Consider the following 15,362-nt stretch of genomic DNA (forward strand, 5'->3'; position numbering starts at 1 on the left):
CGACGGTTCTCGCGAGATCGACCGACCATGCCAATACACGACCGATGACGACAGCAGACGAAGCACTCGACGACATCCACGAACAGGTAGAGGCGGAGACGCCGGACGACATCACCATCTCGCGCGTCCAGTTCGAGGGGGCGGAACTGGTGATCTACACGCCGGACGTCAAGGCCTTCGCGGCACGGGACCGACTGGTCCCCAACCTCGCCCAGACGTTCCAGAAGCGGATCACCGTCCGCCCGACGCCGGACGCACTGGTGCCCCAGGATAAAGCGACACCGGAGATCCGGGAGATAATTCCCGACGACGCCGGCGTCCAGTCCATCGACTTCGACTCCGACACCGGGGAAGTGCTCATCGAGGCCGAGAAGCCAGGACTGGTCATCGGCCGCCGGGGAAACACGCTCGACGAGATCCGGACGGCGGTCGGCTGGACCCCCGAGGTCGTCCGGACGCCGCCCATCGAGTCCTCCACCGTCTCGAACGTCCGTAACTTCCTCAAGCAGGAGCGCCAGGATCGACGGGAGATCCTGGAGCGGGTCGGCCGCCAGATCCATCGTCCCACCACGAGCGAGGAGGACTGGGTCCGAATCACGACGCTCGGGTGCTGCCGCGAGGTCGGTCGTGCTGCCTTCATCCTCTCGACGCCCGAGACGCGCATCCTCATCGACTGCGGCGACAAGCCCGGCGCCGAGGGCGAGGTGCCGTACCTCCAGGCGCCCGAGGCGCTCGCCGCCGGCCCGCAGTCCATCGACGCGGTCGTGCTCACCCACGCCCACCTCGACCACTCCGCGCTGCTGCCCATCCTGTTCAAGTACGGCTACGACGGTCCCATCTACACGACCGAACCGACCCGGGACCTGATGGGCCTGCTCCAGCTCGACTACCTCGACGTCGCCTCGAAGGAGGGCCGCACTCCGCCCTACGAGAGCCAGATGGTCCGCGAGACGCTCAAACACACCATCCCGGTGGAGTACGGCAACGTCACCGACATCGCCCCGGACGTGAAGCTGACGATGCACAACGCCGGCCACATCCTCGGCTCCGCCGTCTGTCACTTCCACGTCGGCGAGGGCCACTACAACGTCGCCTTCTCCGGCGACATCCACTACGAGGACACCCGCCTCCTCGACGGTGCGGTCAACGACTTCCCGCGCGTCGAGACGCTCGTCCTCGAATCCACCTACGGCGGCCGCAACGACTACCAGACCGACCAGGCGGACTCCGAGCGGAACCTGGAGGCGGTCATCAACGAGGTCCACGAGCAGGACGGCAAGGTCCTCATTCCCGCCTTCGCCGTCGGTCGCTCCCAGGAACTCATGCTCGTGCTCGAAGAGGCGATGCGCGAGGGCCGCATCCCGACGATGCCGGTGTACCTCGACGGGATGATCCGCGAGGCGACCGCCATCCACGCGGCGTACCCGGAACACCTCCGAGAGCGCCTGCGCGACCGGATCCTCTACGAGGACGACAACCCGTTCCTCGCCGACCAGTTCCAGCAGGTCGACGGCGGCGACGAAATGCGCCGCGACGTCGTCGACGGCGAGCCCGCCATCATCCTGACGACGTCGGGGATGATCACCGGCGGCCCCATCATGTCCTGGCTCCGCCTCCTCGGTGGCGACCCGAACAGCACGCTGACGTTCGTCGGTTATCAGGCCGAGGGGACGCTCGGTCGTCAGATCCAGCAGGGCCGCGACGAAATCTCGATGAACGACACTGCCGGCAACGGTGCCGAGCGCGTCGCCCTGAACATGGGCGTCGAGACGGTCGACGGCTTCTCCGGCCACGCCGACCGCGCGGGCCTGGAGAGCTTCGTCGAGACGATGAACCCCCGTCCCGAGCGCATCCTCTGTGTCCACGGCGACGAGTCCTCGACCGACCAGCTCTCCTCCGCCCTCTACCAGAAGTTCAACATGCGCACCGTCGCGCCAAAGAACCTGGAGACGTTCCGCCTGGCCTGAACGGGGTCGCCCAGTCGAGGAAGGCGGTACTCTCGCTCGAACTCTCGTTCAGCCGGACTCCGCACCGGTCGACAGTTTCTCGTCGAGCACCTTCGCGACGCCCAGCACCGGGTCCCAGACCGGCCCGAACGGTGGCGCGTACCCGAAGTCGAGCATCCCCGCGTCGGTGACGGTCATACCGGCCGTGACGGCGGCGGCCACGGAGTTGATGCGGTGGGCGGCCCCTTCCTCGCCGACCATGTTGGCCCCGAGCAGCCGGCCGGACTCGGCGTCGGCGGTCGCGTGGACGACCATGCGCGACCATCCCGGGTAGTAGTGAGCGCGCGTGATCGTCGTAACGAGGGCCGAGACGGGGTCGTATCCTGCGCCACGGGCCTCTTCGTGGTCGACGATGCCGGTCCGGGCCACCTGGAGGCCCATCGCTTTCATCACGAGCGTACCGACGACGCCGCCGACGGGCGTCGGTCGACCGGCGATGGTGCGGCCGACGGCACGGCCGGCGCGGTTGGCCGCGAGCGCGAAGGGCCAGTGGACGGGGTCGCCGGTGAGCAGGTGGCGCTTCTCCGCGCAGTCGCCCGCGGCGTACACCCTGGAATCCTGCGTCCGTCCGTACTCGTCGGTCGCGATCGCCCCGGTCGGGCCCAGGTCGATCCCCGCGTCGGTGGCGAGTTCGACGGCCGGTTCGACGCCGACGTCGGCGACCACCGCGTCGACCGGAACCACGCCGTCGGCCGTCTCCACGCCGGCGACGCGCCCGTCCTCGCCCGGGAACCCCTGGACGGCGGTTTCGAGATGGAGTTCGAGACCCCCTTCCCGGAGGCGCTCTTCGACCGTGCCCGCGACGTCGGCCCCGAACGAGGGGAGGACGCGTGCGGACTCGTCGAAGAGGTGGACCTGCAGGCCGCGGCCGAGGAACGCCTCCGCGAGTTCGATACCGATCTTGTTCGCGCCGACGACGCCGACAGTTCGGGGGTCACGGTCCTCGAAGTGCTCGAGCAAGGCCGTTGCTTCGTCGGTCGGCGTCTGCCGCGGCGGCGGCGCGTCGTGCGGTGCGAGGTAGTGTTTGAGCGCGCGACCGGCCTCGAGGCTGCGGATCGAGAACACGCCGGCCAGGTCTGCGCCGGGGACGTCCGGGACCGTCGCGGTCCCACCGGTCGCGAGCAGTAGCACGTCGTAGGACTCCTCGTACTCGCCGTCGTCGCCGTCGACGGTGACGGTCCGGGCGTCCGGGTCGACGGCGGTCACCTCGTGGTGACGGCGGAGGTCGATCCCCCGGTCCTCGATTATCCGGCGCGGTTCGAGTACCTGCAGGTCAGACAGGGCCGCGATCCGCCCCTCGACGTAGTAGGGGAGGCCACAGGCGCCGTAGGACACCCAGTCTCCCCGCTCGAACACGACGACGTCGGTGTCCGGCGCGTCCCGTTTCGCCTTTCCCGCAGCGCTGAGCCCAGCGGCGTCGCCGCCGACGACGACGAACGTCGTTCCCATAGTTGATGTACCACTGACAGGTACTTAGGCAGCCACCACGCAGTTGCGGGGGTGCCCGCGGCGGGCGGCCTGGCCGCGCGCGAGCGCCGGACCGATGCGCAGATCAGTGCGGCGGTGATTCGTACCGCACGATCGTCGCCAGGCAGTCGAGTTCCTCCACCAGCAACAGCAACAGGTCGTCCGCGGAGACGAACCCGACGAGCGCGTCGTCGTCGACGACGGGAAGGCGCCGCACCCTGTGGCGCTTCATCTTCCGGCAGGCCTCGGCGACGCCCGCGTCGGCGTCGGCGGTGACGACGTCGTGTTCCATCACCTTCCTGACGGGCGTGTCCAAGGGCATATCGCGGTTGATGGCCGAGAGCGTCAGGTCCCGGTCGGTCACGATACCGACCGGTTCGTCCTCGTCGACGACGACCACGGACCCGACTGCCTGTTCCTCCATGTAGCGCGCGATCTCTCGTACCGGGGTGTCTCGCGACGCGGTGACGACCTGGTCGAGCGGCCGGGCGATAGATCTGAGTGTCATGGTGCTCTGGGGCGGCGAGTGCGTCCCGGTGTCCGTTCGTCACCGAGTCGCAAAACTGTTCAGTACGGTGACGATAACGTGGGGAGTATCCGGGAACGGGGGACCGAAACGCCGCGGCGTCAGACGATCGGGTCGCCTCAGAACGCTCGCTGACGACCCTTGGGAACCTGTGAGCGGAGTTCGCCGTAGAGGTAGAGACCGACGCCCATCGGCTCGGACTCGCCGACCAGGTCGTGGGTGACGATGAGGTACCCCCAGTCGCCGTCCCAGTCGGCTATCTCCTGGTCCTCGCCGTCGACGAACGTCGCCGCCTGGTCTTCGTCGAGGTGGACGACGCACTGGTCGGCGTGGTCGCCGAACCGCTGGACCGCCTCCGTGGTGGGCTTCCAGTGTTCCTGGCGCGTCCGGAGGAACGTCATCCCCAGCCCTTCGACGTCGACCGGCGACGGCGCGTCCCCGCGGAAGATCCAGATCTTGCCGGCGCCGCGCTCCCAGAAGGTGTGGTCGTCGAAGACGGTGGGCGAGACGCCGTAGCGGTCCTCCCAGAAGTCGAGTATCTCCTCGCGCGTGACCTGCTCCGGGTCGTCGTCGTCGCGCTCGGCCTCTGTGGCCGGTACTCGATCGAATCTGGTGCTCTCGCGGCTCATCCCTCTACCTCCAGTTTCGCACAGAAGAACCCGCCAGTGTCGTTGTGGTGGGGGTAGATGCGCTTTGCCTTCTCGACGCTGGGGTCGAACTCGCGGGAGCGGTCGTCGGAGTCGTCTGACCCAGCCACGTCCGCATCGCCAGCCCCGTCCTCGCCGCCGGGCCACTCCGTGATCCCCGGCACGGAGTCGAGCGGTATCTCGAAGTCGATGAGACGGCAGGGCTCCTCCTCGAGTACGTAGTCGAGGACGGCCTCGTTCTCCTCGGGCGCGAACGTACACGTCGAGTAGACGACGGTGCCGCCCGCGCGGGTGGCCTGCATGGCCCGCCGGAGGACGCCCTTCTGGACGCCCGAGATGCCCTTCACGTGGTCGTACTCCCAGTCGTCCAGCGCGTCGGGGTTCTTCCTGATCGTCCCCTCGCAGGAACAGGGGACGTCGACGAGTGCGCGGTCGTACTCGTCGAAGCCGAAGGGCTTGAGCGAGTGGTTGCGCGCGTCTTCGTGCGTGACGGCGACGTTCGTGACGCCGAGGCGCTCGGCGTTGGACCGGAGCGCGGAGAGCCGGCCGAGGTTCGAGTCCGTCGCCACGACGACCCCCTCGTCGTCCATCAGCGCGGCGAGTTGCGAAGTCTTGGACCCCGGCGCGGCGCAGGCGTCCCAGACGCGCTCGCCTGGCTCCGGATCCAGCACCTCTGCCGGGACGGCGGAGACCTCCTCCTGGCCGTAGATCCAGCCGTGGAAGTACGGCCAGTTGGTCCCGGGCTGGTCGTCGGGAAGTTTCAGCAGTCCGGGATACCAGTCGACGGGGTCGTACGCGATGCCCTCGGCGTCGAGCGCGGCGCGGGCCCGTTCGACAGTCGTCTTGATCGTGTTGACGCGGACGGCGGCGGGGAGCGGGCGCTCACACGCCGCGGTGAACGCCTCGAAGTCGTCCACGATGGACTCGTAGCGGTCCAGGACTTCCATTGGCGTTCACTCTCTCCGGGACTCGCTTGTGGGTTTCGAACTTCCCGCTGGTTGGTTTCCGCGACGTGCGTGCGTGCGCGTGCTACCGAGTGGTCCCCGAAGATTAACCCCGCCAGGCGTCAAAACCACCGCCATGGCACACGTAACGGTCCACCGAGACGACGTCGCGCTCGAGGAGCCGATGCTGGTCGAGGGGCTGCCGGGCATCGGCCTCGTCGGCAAGATAGCCGCGGACCACCTGGTATCGGCTTTCGAGATGACGCACTACGCGTCGGTGCACTGCGACGGGTTGCCCCGCGTCGCCGTGTACCAGAAAGGGGAGACCGGCGTCCGGTCACCGGTCCGGATCTACGCCGACGAGGACCGGGACCTGCTCGTCCTCAGCAGCGACGTCCCCGTCTCTCCGAAGAGTGCGGAACACTTCGTCGACTGCGTTACGGAGTGGTTCCAGGACCACGACGTGACGCCCATCTACCTGAGCGGTCTCCCCGCGGAGAAGGGTGACGTTCCCGACCTCGCCGGGATCGCGACGGGCGGTGCAGCGGACTTGCTGGCCGAGGCGGGGATCGAGGCGCCCGGCCAGGACGGCGCGGTGACGGGACCGACCGGCGCGCTCATCTACGAGGCGGAACGACGCGACCTCGACTCGGTGGGCCTGGTCGTCGAGTCGAACAGGCAGTTCCCCGACCCCGAGGCGGCGCGGATCATCCTCCTGAACGGCGTCGAACCGCTGACCGGCGTCGAGGTCGAGACCGACAGCCTGGTCGAACAGGCCGAGGAGATCAGCGAGGCCAAGTCACAACTCGCCCAGCAGATGCAGCAGGCCAGCGACGAGAGCACGAGCGCCGAACCGCTCGGGATGTACCAATGAGCGACGCCCAGCGGCGGGCGGCACAGCTCGTGATCGTCGCGCTGGCCGCCCTGCTCGCCGCCATCGTCGGCTGGATCGTGTTCGTCGTCGTCCCCCAGAACCTGGCGCAACTGCTCGGCGTCCTCCTCCTGATCGGGCTCGTCGTGGTCGCGGTCCGCGTGGGTGGCAACATCGCGAATTCCATCTTCCCCTCGCACAACGCGGCCGAGGTCGCCGTCGAGGGGCCGATCACCCGCGACGGCGGCGGAAGCCTGACCAGCCCGCCGGTCGGAGCTGAGGCCGACGAGGTCGTCGACCAGATCGAACGCGCCGACGAGGACGACGGCGTCCAGGCGCTCCTGGTGAAGCTCAACACGCCCGGCGGCGAGATCGTCCCGAGCGAGGACATCCGCATCGCCGCCGAGCGATTCGACGGCCCCACTATCGCGTACGCTACGGACGTCTGCGCCAGCGGCGGCTACGACATCGCCGCCGGCTGTGACGAACTCTGGGCCCGCGAGGGGAGCATCGTCGGCTCCATCGGCGTCATCGGTTCGCGAGTCAACGCCGCCGACCTGGCCGACCGCCTCGGCCTCTCCTACGAGCGCCTGGCCGCCGGCGAGTACAAGGACGCGGGGACGCCGCTGAAGGAGTTCGAACCCGACGAGCGGGCCTACCTCCAGGGGCTCATCGACGACTACTACGACCAGTTCGTCGAGACCGTCGCCGATGGTCGCGAACTCGACGAAGAGACCGTCCGCGATACCGAAGCAAGGGTCTACCTCGGCGACCAGGCGGCCGAACTCGGCCTCGTGGACGAGCTCGGGACGCGCGAGGACGTCGAGGCCCACGTCGAGGAACTGATCGACGAGCCAGTGGCCGTCGAGGAGTTCGAACCGAGCCGCGGCATCATGCGACGGCTCCGCGGCGGCGCCCAGTCGGTGGCGTTCGCCCTGGGTGCCGGCGTCGCGAGCGTCTTCAGCGGCGACGTCGACGGACTGACCTTCCGCCGGTAGTCGCCGTCGGCCACTCCACAGCGCCCCTCCAGTGGGTGCGAACCCGGACCACGGTAGTGGGGATTTTTATTCTCTGATACACTCTCACTCACCGTGACAACGCTGGTGGTCTGTATCGACCGGGGCGGGGAGTTTCCCGCCGACGCCTCCCTGCCGATCGACGGTCGGGATGCCGTCGAATCCCTCGTCACCGAGGTCGGCGTCGACGACCCGGAAGACAGTCGCGTCAACACGATGCTCGAGGGGCTTCGTGTGGCCCGCGACCTCGAAGCCGACGGCGACGACCCGGTGGTCGCGGTGCTCGGCGACCGCGGCGACGGCGTCAGCGCCGACCGGAGCGTCGCTCGCCAGGCCGACGAGCTCATCGAGCAGTACGAGCCGGATTCGGCCGTCGTCGTCGTCGACAGCGCCGAGGACGAGCGACTCGTCCCTATCATCGAGAGCCGCCTCCGCGTCGACGCCGTCGACCGCGTCGTCGTCCGCCAGGCCCGGGACCTCGAATCGACGTACTACCTGCTCAAGCAGTTCCTCGCCGACGAGGAGCTCCGAAAGACGGTGCTGGTCCCCCTCGGCGTCGCCCTCATCGCGTTCCCCATCCTGTTGCTCATCGGTGACAACCCCGCTTTCGCCATCGGCGCCATCACGGCCGCCGTCGGCGGCTTCCTCATCTACAAGGGGCTCGGTATCGACGAGTACCTCTCGCGGCTCCCCGGCGAAATCCAGGAGGCGCTGTACTCCGGCCAGGTGTCGCTGGTCACCTACGTCGTCGCGGTGGGGCTCACCCTCGTCGGCGCCTTCGTCGGCTTCCTCGCCGTCTCGGACGTCGACCACGCGAACACGTTCCTGCTCGTCAACCACTTCGTGTTCAGCGCCGTCCCGTGGCTCACCGCGGCCGCGCTGGCCGCCTCGACCGGTCGACTGCTCGACGAACTCATCCAGCGCGAGGGTGTCCGGTCGGCCTACGTCAACCTCCCCTTCGGTGCGGTCGCTGTCGGCCTGCTGGCCCGTGGCTTCTCGGCGTACTTCCTCGAACGCGGCGGCGTCTTCGAGCGGTTCCGCGTCGGCCGCATCGACTACGCGATGGTGGAGATCGAGCCCTTCGCGCTGGAACCGGGGACCCGCCTCGCGCTGTTCATCCTAGCGAGCATCCTCATCAGCCTCGTCGGCGTCCGCTTCTCGACGTACTTCAACCAGACGACCATCGAGGAAGAACTGGTAGATTGAACTCCGAATCCACATCGATTTATCCGTCGAAGCGGAAGCACTCCTCATGACCGGCGCGTGGGTGAGCCTGTTCTCCGGCGGCAAGGACTCCTCGTGGGCGCTCTACCGCGCTCTCGAACGTGACCTCCCCGTCGAGCGACTCGTCACCGTCCATCCAGAGGGCGACTCGTACATGTATCACGTCCCCGCCACGGACCTGGCGACGCTCGCCGCGGAGAGCATCGGAATCCCGCTCCTCGAGGTCGAACCGGACGACTTCGGCGCCGACGACGTCCCCGACTCCGGCGTGCAGGGCGACAGCGAACTCGAACCCCTAGAGGCGGCGCTCGAAGCCCTCGACGACGAACTGGACGGCGGCGTCGCCGGCCTCACCGCCGGCGCCGTCGAGAGCGAGTACCAGACCTCCCGCATCGAGGGGATGGCCGACCGCCTCGACGCCGAACTGTTCGCCCCGCTCTGGCAGCGCGACCCGCGCGAACTCGCCGACGAGATGCTCGACGCCGGCTTCGAGATCAAGATAATCCAGGTCGCGGCCCACGGACTGGACGAGTCCTGGCTCGGCCGTACGCTCGACGCCGACGCGCTGGACGAACTGGAGACCCTCAACGACGACTACGGGGTCCACATTCTGGGCGAAGGCGGCGAGTTCGAGACGCTCGTGACCGACGGGCCGCACATGGACCGACCGATCCGGCTGGAGTACGAGACGGAGTGGGACGGCACTCGAGGATCTATCCGAATCGAGGACGCCTGGCTGGACTGACGCAACAGCCTACCGATTACTCTCCCGTTCGGCTATCCAGTCGAGCACCGGCCGGAGTCGCTCGCCCAGTTCGCGCCCGTCGTCGGTGAGTTCGTACTCGACGCGTGGCGGAATCTCGTCGTACCGTTCGCGAGTCAGCAGTCCCTCCGTCTCGAGTTCGTCGAGCCTGGTCGACAGCGTCGAGGTGCTGGCGTCCGGGAGATGCTCTTCCAGCAGTCCGAACCGGACCGGTTCGTGGTGCGCGACGACGCAGACGAGGTCCAGAGCGTACTTCCGCCCGAGGACGTCGATCAGGTCAGTCGCGAGGCAGTGGCAGGGCGGTTCGTCGGCGTCACAGCAGATCTGGCTCATGAGTTCGTCTCCGTGGAGTTCCTTCGGTACTTCGGAGTTCACAGCTTAATAACTTCGCATTTCAAAGTAAAGGCGCATGTCGACAGAACGCTTCGACGGCGATAGCATCGGACCGCGACTGGATCTGGCGACCCTGACCATCCCGGCTCACGTCGGCGACCGCCTCGCCGCGCTCCACGACGCCGACGGCCGTATCGACACCGGTGCCGAGTGGGTCGAGGCCATCCGGGCCGCGAGCGAGCGGACGCGCGGCGAACCGCCCACGGAAGACGACCTCTGCTACGTCGACGACGGCGACCACAGCGTCGAGATTGCGGACGAGACCGAATCGTTCGTCTGCGTCCTCGACCCGCTCGCCGTCCCGTTCCTTCGTGGGGAGCCGGGGACCATCCGGTCGAAGACGCCCGAAGACGGCGAATCGATCACCATCGACGTCGAGAACGACGGCGTGACCGTCGATACGGCGGCCGCCGTCCTCTCGATCGGCGTCTCACGCGACGCCAGTGGAGAGGGGGCATCGCGCCAGGAGGATATATACACGGAGACGTGCCCGTACATCCACGCGTTCGCGTCGGTCGAGGAGTACGAGCGGTGGGCGGACGGCGTCGATGCCGCCACGACGAGCGTCCCGGTGGAGACGGGCGTCGCTATCGCTCGCGAGCTTTCGAGAGAACTGTTCGAGTCCAACTAGTCGACGAGAGAAGACCGGGGGCTACGCTCCGTTCGTGATCTGCGTGTGTGCCCCGATGAGCGCGCCCGAGAGGTCGAGACTCTCGACGCGCGTCTCGCGGTCGATGATGGACTCGCGGATGTCGCAGTCGCGGATGGTCGTCTCGGGGAAGATGACTGCCCGGTCGAGGTTCGAGTTGACGACTTCGGCGCCGTCCAGGACGTGGACGTTGTCGCCGAGCGTGGTATCCTCGATGGTCGCCGAGTCGGCGACGAAGTTGTCGCCCTGGAGCTGCCACGAGACGGCCTCGAGGTAGCTGTCCGGTGTGCCGATGTCGAACCAGGCCTCGTCGAAGGTGAAGGCGTCGACCTCGCCGTCGTCGACGAGCCACTGGATGAACCAGCCGGGTTCGTCCGGGTTGTTGCCCCCCTGGAGGTACTCGTCGAACCGGACTTCCTCGGCGGGGAAGGCGTAGCAGGCGATGGAGACCAGCGTGCTGTTGGGCTCGTCGGGCTTCTCCTGGAAGTCGACCACCTCGTCGCCGTCGAGTTCGACCAGTCCGTAGGACTTGGCTTTCTCGCGCGATCCGACGTCGTAGGCGGCCAGCGTGGTCGCGCCCTTCTCCTCGAAGAAGTCCAGAAAGTCCGTGACGTCGAAGCTGATGAGGTTGTCGCCGGCGATGACGAGGAGGTCCTCGTCCTCGATGCCCTCGCGCTCGACGAGCTGGGCGAGCGCGCCGACGACGCCGAACTTCTCGTCTTCCTCGGTCGTGTCCTCGACGCTGATGGTCGGTTTCTCGAACGCCGACTCGGCGAGGTGGGTCTCGAAGTCCTCGGCGAAGCGCTCGTTCGTGCTCAGGTACACCTCGTCGATACGCTCGTCCGCTTCCAGCTCCCCGAGGATCCGGTCGATGACCGTCGATTCGCCGACCGGAAGCAACATCTTCGGTCGGTTCTTCGTGACGGGCCACAGCCGCGTCGCGTACCCCCCGGCGAGGACGACAGCTTCCATATCTACACCGACTAGCGTCGGATGTAAGTCCTTTTCCGTTGCAGGTGCGGCTTTCCGGTGCTCGCGGGCGGTCAGTCCAGATTGCGAGCGGAATTTCGGTGGCTAAAACTCCTCGACGTGTGGCCGCAGGTCCAGTTCCAGCGTCCACGCCGAGCGGTCCTGCTCGACGAGGTGCCAGTACTCCTCGGCGATCGCGTCCGGGTCGAGGAAGGCCTCCTCGGGCCGGTCGCCCGCCCGTTCCGCCGCGCCGGGCGTCAGAATCTGGCCGTCGACGACGACGTGTGCGACGTGAATCCCGTCGGGGCCCAGTTCGCGAGCCATGGACTCGGCCATCCCGCGGACGGCGAACTTCGCCGCGGAGAAGCCGATGGCGCCGTCCTTTCCGCGAACCGACGACGTGGCGCCGGTGAAGATAATCGTCCCGCCCTCCGCCGCGAGCATGTCCTCGACGGCTTCCTGGGAGCAGTGGAGAGCGCCGCGTGGCCCGACGTCGAGCGCCGTCTCGAACTCCGCGTCGCCGACCGCCCGGAGCCCCTTCCAGGGCGCGGCGCTGGCGTTGTAAACGAGCACGTCGACGGCGCCGAACGCGTCCCTGACGCGGTCGAAGCCCGCGGCGATCTGGTTCGGGTCGGCGAGGTCGGTCGGGACCGCGAGGCCGTCCCCCGCAGTCTCACCGAGTTCGTCCGCGAGACCCTCGATGTACTCCGATGAGCGGGCGAACAGCCCGACCTCGCACCCCTCCGCCGCGAACGTTCGCGCGACCGACTCACCGAGTCCCGGACCGACGCCGGCGACGACAGCAGTACGTACCATGGGGCGTACTCCGCGTTCGGGTCCGAAAAACCTGCGTAGTCGGTCACGCTGTCCCGGATGGTCCCGACGGGGACGGCGCGGACGGCGTCAGTGCTCGACGTACTCGACGAGGACGCCGCCGGTCGAAGAGGGGTGGAGGAAGGCGACGTCGTGGCCCCAGGCGCCCTGGCGCGGTTCATCGTCGATGCGGTCGACGCCGGCCTCGCGAGCGACGTCCAGTGCCGCCTCGATATCGTCCGTCTCCAGGGCCACGTGGTGGATGCCGGGGCCGCTCCGTTCGAGGTACGCTGAGACTGGGCCGTCGGCGTCCGCGACTGGTTCCAGCAACTCGAAGTAGCCGTTCCCGAGGTCGAGGAATGTCACCGATAGCTCGCCGAACGTCTCCTCGTGGGCGACCGGCGCGTCGAACAGGCCGCCGTACAGGTCGACGAGGGCGGCCGCGTCGTCCGTCGCGATGCCCGCGTGGTCGAATCTCATAGGGCCGACCCCGGCTGGTACTCGCCGAACACGTCGCGGAGGACGTCACAGCACTCGCCCGTCGTCGCGTACACCTTGACGGCATCGACGAGGTACGGCATGAGGTTCTCGTCGCTCTCTGCCGCTTCCCGGAGCGCGTCGAGTTTCGCCTCCACGGCCTCGTCGTCCCGTTCCTCGCGTATCGACGCGAGCCGCTCGCGCTGGCGTTCCTCCTGGCTCTGGTCGACCTCGTCGATGTCGACGGCTTCCTCCTCGTCGACGGTGTACTCGTTGACGCCGACGATGATGCGCTCGCCCTCCTCCTGTTCGCGCTGGCGCTCGAAGGCGACGTCCTGGATCTGGCGCTGGACCCACTGGTCCTGGATGGCCTGGGTCATCCCGCCGCGCTCGTCCACCTCGGCCATTATCTCTCTGGCCTCGGCCTCCACGTCGTCGGTGAGCGACTCGACGTAGTAGCTCCCGCCGAGCGGGTCGACGGTGTCGGCGACGCCGGACTCGTGGGCGAGGATCTGCTGGGTGCGGAGGGCCGTCCGGACACTCTGCTCGGTGGGGAGCCCCACGGCCTCGTCCTTCCCGTTGGTGTGGAGGCTCTGGGTCCCCCCGAGGACCGCCGCCAGCGCCTGGTAAGCCACGCGAACGACGTTGTTCTCGACCTGCTGGGCGGTCAGCGTCGACCCGGCGGTCTGTGTGTGAAACTTGAGTTGCTTGCTCTTGGGGTCCTCGGCGTCGAAGCGCTCGTCCATCAGGTCGGCCCACAGGCGGCGGGCGGCCCGGAACTTCGCCACTTCCTCCAGGATGTTGTTGTACGACGCGAAGAAGAAGGAGAGCTGTGGCGCGAACTCGTCGACGTCGAGGCCCGCGTCGATGGCCGCCTCGACGTACTCGATGCCGTCGGCGAGGGTGAACGCTATCTCCTGGGCTGCCGTCGACCCGGCCTCGCGGATGTGGTAGCCCGAGATGGAGATAGTGTTGAAGTTCGGCACCTCCGCGGCGCAGAACTCGAAGATGTCCGTGATGATCCGCATCGACGGCTCCGGCGGGTAGATGTACGTGTTCCGGGCGATGTACTCCTTGAGCACGTCGTTCTGGATGGTGCCCCGGAGTTCCTCGCGGGGGACGCCCTGCTGGTCGCCGATGGCGACGTACATCGCCAGCAGGACGCTCGCCGGCGCGTTGATCGTCATCGACGTCGAGACGTCGTCGAGCGGGATGCCCTCGAACACGGTCTCCATGTCCCGCAGCGAGTCGATGGCGACCCCCGTTTTCCCCACCTCGCCGACCGCCAGCGCGTCGTCGGAGTCGTGTCCCATCTGCGTCGGCAGGTCGAACGCCATCGAGAGCCCGGTCTGGCCCTCGTCGAGCAGGTAGTTGAATCGCTCGTTGGTCTCCCCGGCGGTCCCCATCCCGGCGTACTGGCGCATCGTCCAGAGGCGCCCGCGGTACCCCGTCGGGTAGACGCCACGCGTGTACGGTTCCTCGCCGGGGAAGCCCAGGTCGTCCTCGTAGTCCACGTTTGCAACGTCTTTGGGCGTATACAGCCGATCGACCTCCCGGCCTCTCGTGTCCGTCTCGAACGTCTCGCGGCGCTCCCCGAACCGGTCTACCGTCGGCTGGACCTGCTCGGCCTCCCACTCCTCCCTGGCAGAGCGAATCTCGTCCAGCTCCTCCGGGTCGAACATACCGTGAGGTGCGTACGCAGTCCTTTAACCGTTACCGAAACTTGACGATTATTCACTAGCGTTTTGCTCGTCGGTCGCCGGCCGGGTCGTCCAGCAGGTACCTGAACGCCCGGAGCGTATTCTCGCCCGCGTCGGTCAACTCGACGAGCTTCGACCGGCCGCGCTCCCGGACGGTGACGTAGCCGTTCTCCCGGAGCGGGTCGAGGACGTGGCTGTCGAGCAGCCGGTACTCGCTCTTCCGGTTGGCGGCGTCGTGGTCCGCGACGAACGACAGCCCGGCCTCCTTGCCGTACGTGATCAGGTCCCGCTTGCGCGCGCCGTCCTCCCGGGCGACGTAGTCCATCACGGCGACGTGCTGTGGGTCGGGACTCTCCATCGGATAGGTGGGAAGCTCGGTGACCGCCCGGATGCCCTCCGCCGTGTCGCTCTCGCTCTCGGCGGCGTACCGTTCGGCGCGGACGTAGTACGGCGTCGCGCCAGTGGCCATGCAGGCTATCATCCCGCCGATGGCAGTGACCTTGCTGCCCGACGCGAGGTTGACGTAGACGTCGTGGTCGGAAAAGCGCGTAGCTAGTTCCGCCACTGTCCCGATCGAATCGTAGAAGTCGAAGACGTCGCAGGCCACCGACTCGTGGTCGACGCCGCGCTGGTCCAGACGCTCGCGAACAGTCTCCGCGTAGGAGGGGTGGTCCGTCTCGTCGTCGTACTCGAGCAACACGACGCGGTCGGCCCGGAACCGCTCGGCGGCGAGGACGATGCGGTCGTTCTCGTAGCCCACCGGCATCAGGTGCACGCGCTCGGTGACGTCCATGGCGGGATGCTCCCGGGCCGACCTCAAAACTGTTGTGTCGACACGGTCGACACAGTGCCCGCGACCGATCACCGGCGCGTGACGATGGACCGACAGCTTCTTCG

16 protein-coding genes are annotated in these 15,362 nt (G+C 67.8%); 6 read left to right on the forward strand and 10 right to left on the reverse strand.

Features of this window, described 5'->3' with window-relative positions:
- The first annotated feature begins 44 nt into the window (after positions 1 to 44).
- A complete protein-coding gene (locus tag BM337_RS13305) occupies positions 45 to 1,967 on the forward strand; it encodes a beta-CASP ribonuclease aCPSF1 (RefSeq protein WP_089817074.1) in 1,923 nt (640 codons plus the stop codon).
- A 48-nt stretch (positions 1,968 to 2,015) separates the two neighbouring features.
- Here the strand turns inward: BM337_RS13305 and BM337_RS13310 are convergent, their stop codons facing one another.
- The 4 genes from BM337_RS13310 to BM337_RS13325 all read right to left on the reverse strand — a co-directional run bounded on the left by BM337_RS13310 (position 2,016) and on the right by BM337_RS13325 (position 5,593).
- Positions 2,016 to 3,455 carry an FAD-dependent oxidoreductase gene (locus BM337_RS13310; RefSeq protein ID WP_089817075.1) on the reverse strand — a complete coding sequence of 480 codons (1,440 nt, stop codon included), beginning with the start codon at positions 3,453 to 3,455 and terminating at the stop codon, positions 2,016 to 2,018.
- 103 nt (positions 3,456 to 3,558) lie between these two features.
- Complete coding sequence (locus BM337_RS13315; RefSeq protein WP_089817076.1) at positions 3,559 to 3,981, reverse strand: CBS domain-containing protein; 423 nt, start codon at positions 3,979 to 3,981, stop codon at positions 3,559 to 3,561.
- Positions 3,982 to 4,118: 137 nt separating this feature from the next.
- A complete protein-coding gene (locus BM337_RS13320; protein WP_089817077.1) occupies positions 4,119 to 4,628 on the reverse strand; it encodes a DUF7122 family protein in 510 nt (169 codons plus the stop codon).
- Positions 4,625 to 5,593 carry an RsmB/NOP family class I SAM-dependent RNA methyltransferase gene (locus BM337_RS13325; protein WP_089817078.1) on the reverse strand — a complete coding sequence of 323 codons (969 nt, stop codon included), beginning with the start codon at positions 5,591 to 5,593 and terminating at the stop codon, positions 4,625 to 4,627. The genes BM337_RS13320 and BM337_RS13325 overlap by 4 nt, the downstream gene beginning before the upstream one ends.
- Positions 5,594 to 5,726: 133 nt before the next feature.
- On the opposite strand from BM337_RS13325, the gene BM337_RS13330 reads away from it, so the two are divergent.
- The 4 genes from BM337_RS13330 to BM337_RS13345 all read left to right on the forward strand — a co-directional run bounded on the left by BM337_RS13330 (position 5,727) and on the right by BM337_RS13345 (position 9,446).
- Positions 5,727 to 6,464 (forward strand): proteasome assembly chaperone family protein, encoded by a 738-nt coding sequence (locus BM337_RS13330; RefSeq protein ID WP_089817079.1) that lies wholly within the window; start codon positions 5,727 to 5,729, stop codon positions 6,462 to 6,464.
- Positions 6,461 to 7,459 (forward strand): signal peptide peptidase SppA, encoded by a 999-nt coding sequence (gene sppA / locus BM337_RS13335; protein ID WP_089817080.1) that lies wholly within the window; start codon positions 6,461 to 6,463, stop codon positions 7,457 to 7,459. The genes BM337_RS13330 and sppA overlap by 4 nt, the downstream gene beginning before the upstream one ends.
- Positions 7,460 to 7,552: 93 nt before the next feature.
- Entirely contained in the window at positions 7,553 to 8,683 is a 1,131-nt protein-coding gene (locus tag BM337_RS13340; RefSeq protein WP_089817081.1) for a DUF373 family protein, read from the forward strand.
- A gap of 46 nt (positions 8,684 to 8,729) precedes the next feature.
- Complete coding sequence (locus BM337_RS13345; RefSeq protein ID WP_089817082.1) at positions 8,730 to 9,446, forward strand: diphthine--ammonia ligase; 717 nt, start codon at positions 8,730 to 8,732, stop codon at positions 9,444 to 9,446.
- A 9-nt stretch (positions 9,447 to 9,455) separates the two neighbouring features.
- On the opposite strand, the gene BM337_RS13350 is transcribed toward BM337_RS13345, so the two are convergent.
- Positions 9,456 to 9,839 (reverse strand): winged helix-turn-helix transcriptional regulator, encoded by a 384-nt coding sequence (locus BM337_RS13350; protein WP_245778664.1) that lies wholly within the window; start codon positions 9,837 to 9,839, stop codon positions 9,456 to 9,458.
- Between the two features lie 34 nt (positions 9,840 to 9,873).
- Here BM337_RS13350 and merB point away from each other — a divergent pair, with 34 nt between their 5' ends.
- Positions 9,874 to 10,488: an organomercurial lyase gene (gene merB / locus BM337_RS13355; RefSeq protein WP_089817083.1), complete on the forward strand. Its 615-nt coding sequence runs from the start codon at positions 9,874 to 9,876 to the stop codon at positions 10,486 to 10,488.
- Positions 10,489 to 10,509: 21 nt separating this feature from the next.
- Here the strand turns inward: merB and BM337_RS13360 are convergent, their stop codons facing one another.
- The 5 genes from BM337_RS13360 to BM337_RS13380 form a co-directional block, all read right to left on the reverse strand.
- The gene (locus BM337_RS13360; protein WP_089817084.1) at positions 10,510 to 11,478 is read right to left on the reverse strand and encodes a nucleotidyltransferase family protein; all 969 of its coding nucleotides are present in this window, start codon (positions 11,476 to 11,478) and stop codon (positions 10,510 to 10,512) included.
- A 102-nt stretch (positions 11,479 to 11,580) separates the two neighbouring features.
- Positions 11,581 to 12,291, reverse strand: coding sequence for an SDR family NAD(P)-dependent oxidoreductase (locus BM337_RS13365; RefSeq protein WP_089817085.1), 711 nt, complete (start codon positions 12,289 to 12,291; stop codon positions 11,581 to 11,583).
- An 87-nt stretch (positions 12,292 to 12,378) separates the two neighbouring features.
- Positions 12,379 to 12,768 (reverse strand): methylmalonyl-CoA epimerase, encoded by a 390-nt coding sequence (gene mce / locus BM337_RS13370; protein ID WP_089817086.1) that lies wholly within the window; start codon positions 12,766 to 12,768, stop codon positions 12,379 to 12,381.
- The gene (locus tag BM337_RS13375; RefSeq protein WP_089817087.1) at positions 12,765 to 14,447 is read right to left on the reverse strand and encodes an acyl-CoA mutase large subunit family protein; all 1,683 of its coding nucleotides are present in this window, start codon (positions 14,445 to 14,447) and stop codon (positions 12,765 to 12,767) included. The genes mce and BM337_RS13375 overlap by 4 nt, the downstream gene beginning before the upstream one ends.
- Before the next feature lie 55 nt (positions 14,448 to 14,502).
- Complete coding sequence (locus BM337_RS13380) at positions 14,503 to 15,258, reverse strand: HFX_2341 family transcriptional regulator domain-containing protein (RefSeq protein ID WP_089817088.1); 756 nt, start codon at positions 15,256 to 15,258, stop codon at positions 14,503 to 14,505.
- Positions 15,259 to 15,362 lie beyond the last annotated feature (104 nt).

It is taken from the genome of Halomicrobium zhouii (assembly GCF_900114435.1).
GTDB lineage: Archaea > Halobacteriota > Halobacteria > Halobacteriales > Haloarculaceae > Halomicrobium > Halomicrobium zhouii.

Coding starts and splice junctions, on each gene's coding strand:
- BM337_RS13305 (WP_089817074.1), top strand. CDS start 45: ATGACGACAGCAGACGAAGCACTCGACGACATCCACGAACAGGTAGAG.
- BM337_RS13310 (WP_089817075.1), bottom strand. CDS start 3,455: ATGGGAACGACGTTCGTCGTCGTCGGCGGCGACGCCGCTGGGCTCAGC.
- BM337_RS13315 (WP_089817076.1), bottom strand. CDS start 3,981: ATGACACTCAGATCTATCGCCCGGCCGCTCGACCAGGTCGTCACCGCG.
- BM337_RS13320 (WP_089817077.1), bottom strand. CDS start 4,628: ATGAGCCGCGAGAGCACCAGATTCGATCGAGTACCGGCCACAGAGGCC.
- BM337_RS13325 (WP_089817078.1), bottom strand. CDS start 5,593: ATGGAAGTCCTGGACCGCTACGAGTCCATCGTGGACGACTTCGAGGCG.
- BM337_RS13330 (WP_089817079.1), top strand. CDS start 5,727: ATGGCACACGTAACGGTCCACCGAGACGACGTCGCGCTCGAGGAGCCG.
- sppA (WP_089817080.1), top strand. CDS start 6,461: ATGAGCGACGCCCAGCGGCGGGCGGCACAGCTCGTGATCGTCGCGCTG.
- BM337_RS13345 (WP_089817082.1), top strand. CDS start 8,730: ATGACCGGCGCGTGGGTGAGCCTGTTCTCCGGCGGCAAGGACTCCTCG.
- merB (WP_089817083.1), top strand. CDS start 9,874: ATGTCGACAGAACGCTTCGACGGCGATAGCATCGGACCGCGACTGGAT.
- BM337_RS13360 (WP_089817084.1), bottom strand. CDS start 11,478: ATGGAAGCTGTCGTCCTCGCCGGGGGGTACGCGACGCGGCTGTGGCCC.
- BM337_RS13365 (WP_089817085.1), bottom strand. CDS start 12,291: ATGGTACGTACTGCTGTCGTCGCCGGCGTCGGTCCGGGACTCGGTGAG.
- mce (WP_089817086.1), bottom strand. CDS start 12,768: ATGAGATTCGACCACGCGGGCATCGCGACGGACGACGCGGCCGCCCTC.
- BM337_RS13375 (WP_089817087.1), bottom strand. CDS start 14,447: ATGTTCGACCCGGAGGAGCTGGACGAGATTCGCTCTGCCAGGGAGGAG.
- BM337_RS13380 (WP_089817088.1), bottom strand. CDS start 15,258: ATGGACGTCACCGAGCGCGTGCACCTGATGCCGGTGGGCTACGAGAAC.